Consider the following 6738-nt stretch of genomic DNA (forward strand, 5'->3'; position numbering starts at 1 on the left):
AATTTGAATCTCAAAATCAGCGTTCCGATTAAGTAAAGTCAGATAAGATTTGAGTTAATAATAAAGGTCAGAATTAATTTTAAAATCCAACGTGAAGTTTGTTCGGAGTTATTGTAACCAACGGTCTTGTATATGAAAAGTAGCGGATTTTACGCACTAACTTTTCGGATAATAACTGACCTTAAATTTGTTAATTTACTTTTGATTGAGCGATTATTCCGCTATTTTTTATATACGTTGTTACCCAACGTTATTATTATTCAAATCAATATTTATGAAGTCATAATTGCATCAACTTCAATCTCAATTAGCCAATCTGGATTGATAAAACGAGAAACTTGCATTACTGTATCAACAGGTTTTATATTTTTAAAATAAGATGCTCTTACTTCAGCCGCATCTTTCCAATCCTCAATATTAATTAACAGCATCCGAGTCCTAACTACATCATTTAGACTTGAACCCGCATTTTCTAATGCGGTTTTGATAGTTTCAAAACATTGTTTGGTTTGTAAAGATATATTTCCAATGCCTACTGTTTTTCCATGTGTGTCCATTGGTGCGGTCCCTCCAATTGTGACATATGGTCCAACACGTACGCCTCTACTAAAGCCAACGATATCTTCATAAGGACTCCCTCCAGAAATTAATTGTCGTTTCATTTATTAATCGTTTTTATTTTTAGTGATGAGTTCATTCTCTTTTTCGAACATTTTTCTTATTAATTCGCCATTGAAAGGTTCTTCATTAAGTGTTTCAGGATTCCATCTGCTGAATTCGGTTTCAAAAAAATCACCACCGTAGATATGAAGTCCACCTGTAAATCTTTTAAGAGGATTTGTAACAGAATGTATTGCAGATGAATTTAATTTAGCTACATCACCAGCGAATAAACATTCAGCTTTGTTAGCTTTTAATCTATTTTCACTACGCTCCCAAAGAATATTATCTTCTCTTCCAGTATAAATTCCAATATTTGCCCACATATGATGATTATGTGGCATCAGATTCATCTGTGGCGCCCAGGTTGCCGCAAATATTGTTAGTTCTTTAGAGCGTAAAAACACTTTCATGCCAACCTTTGTTGGTTCACCAATAGTTTTTAATAATACTTTATGATGCGAAACTGCACGCTGTAAAACTTGTTTTACAGCTTCTTGAGGGTCTGATTCTTTATTGGCGGCAATACAATCTTCAACAAATTTTTGCATTTCCAATAATTCTCCTTCTTCCACTGGGATGATGTATTCTCCAGGGTCTAATGCATCTATGGAAACTTCTGTCATCGCAGAAGTCATAAAAGAAGGTAGTGCCGAAAAACTCAATCCCAACCCTAAAGTTCTAATCATTCCTCTTCTAGAAATATTAGAGTTTTCTTGTTCAGAAATCTTTTGATTTTTCATCTTTTTTGTTTTTGATATTCTTTGTAAAAGCGTTCATTGATAGGAATAGTGTTTAATGCTTCTTCAATAGTATCAATATGTTTAAGAATAGATAAATCTTTATTAAGCATTTTATAAATGGCATCTTCACAACTATCCCAGATCTGTTCCAAATCTGGAAGTAAGTCGATGGACTTTTGTGTCAGTTTAATGTTTAGTTTTCTTTTATCAATTGAATCTTTTTCGGAAACTATAAAACCTTTTGCAGTCATTTTTTTAAGCATAACTACAGTAGAGGGATGGGAATAACCTAACTGTTGCGCAATATCAACCATAGTTAGTGTTTCATTTTGCCTCAATAATTTGAATACCAAATGCCAACTTGGTTCAACATCTATATCAATATGTTTGAAGAACTTTCTTGTATCGTGTAAAATTCTATCACTAATCCGCTTAAGCCTGTTGTCTAACGCCTTGTAGCCAAGTGCTTTAATAAAGTCTTTTTCCATTATAGATATGCATTTAAGCAAATATAGTCAATAAAATAGTCAACTATGTAGTTGACTATATAAAAATTTAAGTATGATTTCGAGACTTTAATTAAATGCTTGTGTTTAATGTTGGGTAACGGTCAGTATATGCAAAGTAGGCGATTGCGGGCATCAAACTTATCAAACCGTAACGCTTTTGAAGCGGGCTACAACTATTGAATTTACTGCTATTTCGCCTATTTTGTATATACATTGTTACAGGGCGTTTTTAAGTATTTCCTCTAATTCGTTCATGGTTTTGTTTCGTGCAATTATTTTTCCATCAGGGGCAATCAATATAGTCGAAGGATAACTTGAAATCTTTAGTTTTTCAATCAATGAGTTTTTGTCTTCTTGATTTTGGTTAACAAAAAGATGTTCCCAATTCATATTTTCTCTACTAATGAAATCCGTAACTTTTTTTGGGTCACTATCATATGCAACACTGACCAATACAAATTTATCATTAGAATACTCTGAATTTATTTTTTTCAGTTCAGGAATAAGCTTTATGCACGGATTACACCATGTCCCCCAGAAATCAAGGAGAATATATTTGTCATGATGTTGTTTTAATTCAAAGACGGAATTATCAAGGTGTTTTGCTTCAAATTTTGGCATATAATGTCCTTCTGTAATTCCAACAGGTTTTGTGTTTTCACCAAGATACTTAATGAATATTTCATCTCCCCAATTTGTAACGGAATCAATTAAATAATCATGACCTTTTACATTAAAAACATCTCCTATTTCATAAGGAATATCACCATTTAATTCTGATGACAATGAATCTGATTGTGGTGTTATAAAAACCGATAATCTATTTGTTGCATAATTTACTCGTGAGAATCCATTTGACACACAAATAATATAGTCCACGCCATTAAAATCAACGTGTCCTTCTTTATGTTCTGGAAAACTTGCAAATAGAAAATATTTCTTCTCAATTTCATTATCTGTATTAAAGGTCAGTCCTAATGAGCCTTTATATGGACTTGGTTTAACCTTAGTTTCTTTAGTTATTAGTTGGCTATTCTCAAAGTAATCAAAATGAACTGTGACAATGGGGAGCGTACTTTCAATTTCTTTCTGTTTTTCATTTGTCAATGGATATTCATATTCAAGAATTTTTTCATTTCCAAAATCCTCATCATTGTCAGTATCAATTATTATAATTCGCTTATTTGATTTTGTGCCTATGAGAAACAGAACTTCACAATCAACTGTCTCATTAGTAAGTTTTGTTGTGTCAATCCTATAATACTTTGCAATATTCTCAAATTGTTCTTTTTCAATGCTTCCATCTAAATATTTATTCCAATAATATTGAGATGGTTGTAATGATAAACTTCTAACAACATATTCATCAATATCTTTAGGGATGTTTTTATATATCAAAGAATCAGTGTTTGGCCATAAAATTACCCTCCCTGGCATAAAAGTTCCATATCCTTCTTGTGAATCCAGTTTAATTCTGAAATCTGTTTTAGAATCCGAACATCCAATTAGTAATATAAAAATTAAATAAATAATTCGTTTCATTATATGTAGAGTGTTTGTTTAAATGCCCTGTAACTTGTTTGTATAAGATTAGTTGCGTGTTTCAAACACCTAATTTAGCAAATACAAACCGAATAGAAAATCCGCGAGGATTTTCGTAAGTAGGCTTGCACTAGTAATTAATTTTATACGTTGTTGGCTGTAGGTGTTTTTATAGTAATGCTGTTTATCAGTTTAATCCAGTCCATAAAAATACGCTTGTTAAATATATCCAAAGTATCGTAAATACGATGTGTATTGTTGTTTCAAATGTCTTGCCTTTCCAAAGTTTTGTTGAATACACAAAGAGTTGAAAAATCAATCGTGTTGCCCAAAAAATCCCAAGTCCGAGTGATATTGTTTTTCCAAGTTTGGTTTGAGTTAAGTCTGTTGCAGAGGTCAGACAAAGTAAGCCAATTAGGAAAACCACAAAGGCAATGAAAAAGGTGTGAACCGTCATCATTTGTCTGTTTATCAATGTCAAAGCTTTTAATTCCTCTTTCCAATTAAAATATTTTGGAAAAAAAATATGAATTGACGCTAAAGTCATTAATAAAACTCCAATTATTTTTAAGTGTACCTCCATTGTTATTTAGACTCGAAAATTGACATAAACGGTGTGAATTTTGTTTCGTTGATTGATGTAAAACCAGCTTCTTTGAATGCCTTAACCCAAGTTGTTTTTGAAAAGAAATGTGTAAAGCCGACGGTAAACGCAAGAAAGTTAGGTAAATCCCTTAAATGTTCCACCATAATTACATTTCCATTGGGTTTGCAAACCCTTCTACACTCTTTTAAAAATTGTATTTTTTCGTCTTGTTTTCGTATTTCGTGGATAGCTGAAAGTAAAAAAATGTTGTCAACCGAATTGTCGGATAATGGAATTATGTTTGATTGTATTTGTTTGGTATTTGGATAGACCAAACTCACTTTTCTTGCTCTGATTATTGCAGGTTCTGTATGCTGTTTGGCATCGTAAAAATCATAAACTTGTAATTCTGATTTGGGTAAAACGTTTTTTATGATATAGCTTGTTTCATCAAAACCGGCATTGATGTTTAGGTTAAGATTTTGTTTTGAATCTTCTAGGTTCAATTTTTTCAGCCAGTCGAAATTGTAAAAGCCTGAAAAATCGTAAACGAAGGCAGAAACGATTAAGGGCATTGTAAGTCCATAGATAAATCCACTAATCACTAACCAAAACAAGCTGTTATTCCAGTTGAAAATATATTTACTCCCAATAATCAACAACAGTGCAATGAGTCCAAACACGTAAAAATGCCTGTTGAAACTTAGGATATTAAGAACTCCCTGAAATTTTCGTCTATTTACTTCCATTTTTCAATCTTGCCTTTTTCCCAGTGATAGGGTACATTTTCAATCTCAAAAGCATTTGCCAAAACTATGTTTTGAAGTTTCAAACTGTTCAGAAAGTCAAAATGGTAACTTTCCACTTTTACGGGTTCTGGTTTCCAATTTTGTCGAACTCCCAAAATCGTAAGTATGGTTTTATCTTTTGAGTTCACGGTAAAAGTATGAGGCAAAGGTCCTGCAAATTTTCGGGCATCTTTCCAGTCGGTAAATGGTGAATTTTCTGGAATTTGAATTTCCCTGTCTGTTTGCTCAACTGTAATATGAAATTTTGATTTCTCCGATTTTATAGTTCTGAAATTTCCTTCTGTTGTTAGTTTTATGTTTGTTGTGGTGTAATTGTAATGCGTAAAAATGTTACCGAAAAATTCCATCTTCTTTTTGTCGGTTTGCGATTTGATTATGTATAATCCCCTTAACCGTTTGCCTGCTTGATTCCTGTAGCGAACAAAAATCCGATAACCGATTAGGAAAAAATCATTACCCAAAAATTTTGGAAAGCCCTTTGGTCGCAAACCCTTTGTTTGAACCATTGCAATTGCCAAAAAAGCCCATTTGTCTTGAAAAGTATCCAATTCCAAACATTCAGGAATCAAATTTTGAAGTTGTTCTTTAGGAACGGAAAAAGTCAGTACCAACGAACTTTCAAAAAATGCTTCAACGGCAAACGGATGGTTTTTTAGGAAGTTCATATTGCTGTAAATGAGTTGGTGTTTTTGTTAAGTATAAATTCGTTGTAGTAAACCAACCCGATGAAAAGTAAAGCAAAAACAATGTTTAATTTTCCCCAAAGTAGCAAGTCGGTGACTGCAACAAATTCAATGATGTTCATTGTTGCAACAACCACAATTTGTACTATAGCGTTAAGTTTTGATTTAAACCTTGTCAAAATCCAAATTGCCATTATGATTTCGGAAAGTCCGATGAAAATTGTGAGCGGTCGGGAATAGTCTTCACCTAATATTCGGGCTACAATTTCTTCGTGTCTGGGAACAAGGTTTAGTACTTTGCAATAAAGTCCGTTCACTATCCAAAGGGTCGCGATAAGGTAGGTTAGTATTTTGCTTTTTTTCTCGTTTGTCAATTTTTTTCGGGGTTTTCCTTCACTTACTGCCAACGTTTATGTATAAGAATAGTGCGGTTTTGTGTCCGAGGATTTTCCGTAGGAAAATCAGAGTGACCAAATGCGCACTAACTTTAGGTTTTGTACTAAATTACGCATTATTTTTATACAATGTTAGCATACGTTTTTTTCTATTAGCAAAAAGATAGTTGTAATTATAAAAATCGGAAAGCTCCCAATATTAACGCTGTACCAACCATAATATCCTCTATTTTTTAAATCTCCGTTGTTCTTTGTCCAAATTCCGTCTGACAATTTTCCCCATTGCATTTGATAAGCTTCTCTTTTAAAAACTTTTTTATAAAATTCAATAATCCCTTTTGAGATTAACAAAGTCAGAAAAGGTGAGAAAGTCAGAAGAGTGCAATTAAATGGGCAGAAATAAGTCCAATTCAATAACTCCATTATAATTCCAAGAAATCCGATTAAGAAAGTGATTTTTAAATATCTTTTAAAATATTTGTCATCTTTTAGGTCTTCCGTAAATGTTATTATTACCATACTGAAGAGTTGGTAAATGATAATAATTATATAAAAATATACTTCGGAAAGTGTCATTTTCAAATGTATGCTAACGGTTTGGTACATGCTTTCGTTGCGTTTTCTTACGTAAAAATAGCAAATAAAGCCAGATATTTGGCAGTTTTGTAAAACTTTTCGTAAGCAAAAAAAACAAGCAATGAAGTATGTGCATTGTTACCTAATGTTGTGCAACACAGAACAGCGGTTAAAGCACAGAATTAAGCAAATACACCTTATGCAACCGAGGCAGAATGCCAACCAAAATTTGGCA

At 32.6% G+C, this 6738-nt stretch carries 9 protein-coding genes; all 9 read right to left on the minus strand.

The genetic code is table 11. The features are described 5' to 3' along the window. Positions 1-272: 272 nt before the first annotated feature. Positions 273-662, minus strand: coding sequence for a RidA family protein (locus FGF67_RS16390; protein WP_139698844.1), 390 nt, complete (start codon positions 660-662; stop codon positions 273-275). A gap of 3 nt (positions 663-665) precedes the next feature. After that, entirely contained in the window at positions 666-1403 is a 738-nt protein-coding gene (locus FGF67_RS16395; RefSeq protein WP_139698845.1) for a hypothetical protein, read from the minus strand. Beyond that, positions 1400-1891, minus strand: a complete 492-nt coding sequence (locus FGF67_RS16400; protein ID WP_139698846.1) for a MarR family winged helix-turn-helix transcriptional regulator — start codon at positions 1889-1891, stop codon at positions 1400-1402. The genes FGF67_RS16395 and FGF67_RS16400 overlap by 4 nt, the downstream gene beginning before the upstream one ends. A gap of 237 nt (positions 1892-2128) precedes the next feature. After that, on the minus strand, positions 2129-3454 hold the full coding sequence (locus tag FGF67_RS16405) for a TlpA family protein disulfide reductase (protein WP_139698847.1): 1326 nt from the start codon (positions 3452-3454) through the stop codon (positions 2129-2131). A gap of 187 nt (positions 3455-3641) precedes the next feature. Continuing rightward, positions 3642-4037: a hypothetical protein gene (locus tag FGF67_RS16410; RefSeq protein ID WP_139698848.1), complete on the minus strand. Its 396-nt coding sequence runs from the start codon at positions 4035-4037 to the stop codon at positions 3642-3644. Positions 4038-4039: 2 nt separating this feature from the next. Continuing rightward, positions 4040-4789, minus strand: coding sequence for a class I SAM-dependent methyltransferase (locus FGF67_RS16415; protein WP_139698849.1), 750 nt, complete (start codon positions 4787-4789; stop codon positions 4040-4042). Continuing rightward, on the minus strand, positions 4780-5514 hold the full coding sequence (locus tag FGF67_RS16420; RefSeq protein ID WP_139698850.1) for a DUF2071 domain-containing protein: 735 nt from the start codon (positions 5512-5514) through the stop codon (positions 4780-4782). The genes FGF67_RS16415 and FGF67_RS16420 overlap by 10 nt, the downstream gene beginning before the upstream one ends. Continuing rightward, positions 5511-5849 (minus strand): DoxX-like family protein, encoded by a 339-nt coding sequence (locus FGF67_RS16425; RefSeq protein WP_317128568.1) that lies wholly within the window; start codon positions 5847-5849, stop codon positions 5511-5513. The genes FGF67_RS16420 and FGF67_RS16425 overlap by 4 nt, the downstream gene beginning before the upstream one ends. Positions 5850-6059: 210 nt before the next feature. After that, positions 6060-6446, minus strand: a complete 387-nt coding sequence (locus FGF67_RS16430; protein ID WP_139698851.1) for a hypothetical protein — start codon at positions 6444-6446, stop codon at positions 6060-6062. Positions 6447-6738: the final 292 nt, after the last annotated feature.

The sequence above is a fragment of the Allotamlana fucoidanivorans genome (assembly GCF_006265225.1).
Classification (GTDB): domain Bacteria; phylum Bacteroidota; class Bacteroidia; order Flavobacteriales; family Flavobacteriaceae; genus Allotamlana; species Allotamlana fucoidanivorans.

Bases quoted from the DNA above. Each gene is read 5' to 3' on its own strand.
- FGF67_RS16400 (WP_139698846.1), bottom strand. From the start codon at position 1,891: ATGGAAAAAGACTTTATTAAAGCACTTGGCTACAAGGCGTTAGACAAC.
- FGF67_RS16395 (WP_139698845.1), bottom strand. From the start codon at position 1,403: ATGAAAAATCAAAAGATTTCTGAACAAGAAAACTCTAATATTTCTAGA.
- FGF67_RS16405 (WP_139698847.1), bottom strand. From the start codon at position 3,454: ATGAAACGAATTATTTATTTAATTTTTATATTACTAATTGGATGTTCG.
- FGF67_RS16415 (WP_139698849.1), bottom strand. From the start codon at position 4,789: ATGGAAGTAAATAGACGAAAATTTCAGGGAGTTCTTAATATCCTAAGT.
- FGF67_RS16430 (WP_139698851.1), bottom strand. From the start codon at position 6,446: ATGGTAATAATAACATTTACGGAAGACCTAAAAGATGACAAATATTTT.
- FGF67_RS16410 (WP_139698848.1), bottom strand. From the start codon at position 4,037: ATGGAGGTACACTTAAAAATAATTGGAGTTTTATTAATGACTTTAGCG.
- FGF67_RS16390 (WP_139698844.1), bottom strand. From the start codon at position 662: ATGAAACGACAATTAATTTCTGGAGGGAGTCCTTATGAAGATATCGTT.
- FGF67_RS16420 (WP_139698850.1), bottom strand. From the start codon at position 5,514: ATGAACTTCCTAAAAAACCATCCGTTTGCCGTTGAAGCATTTTTTGAA.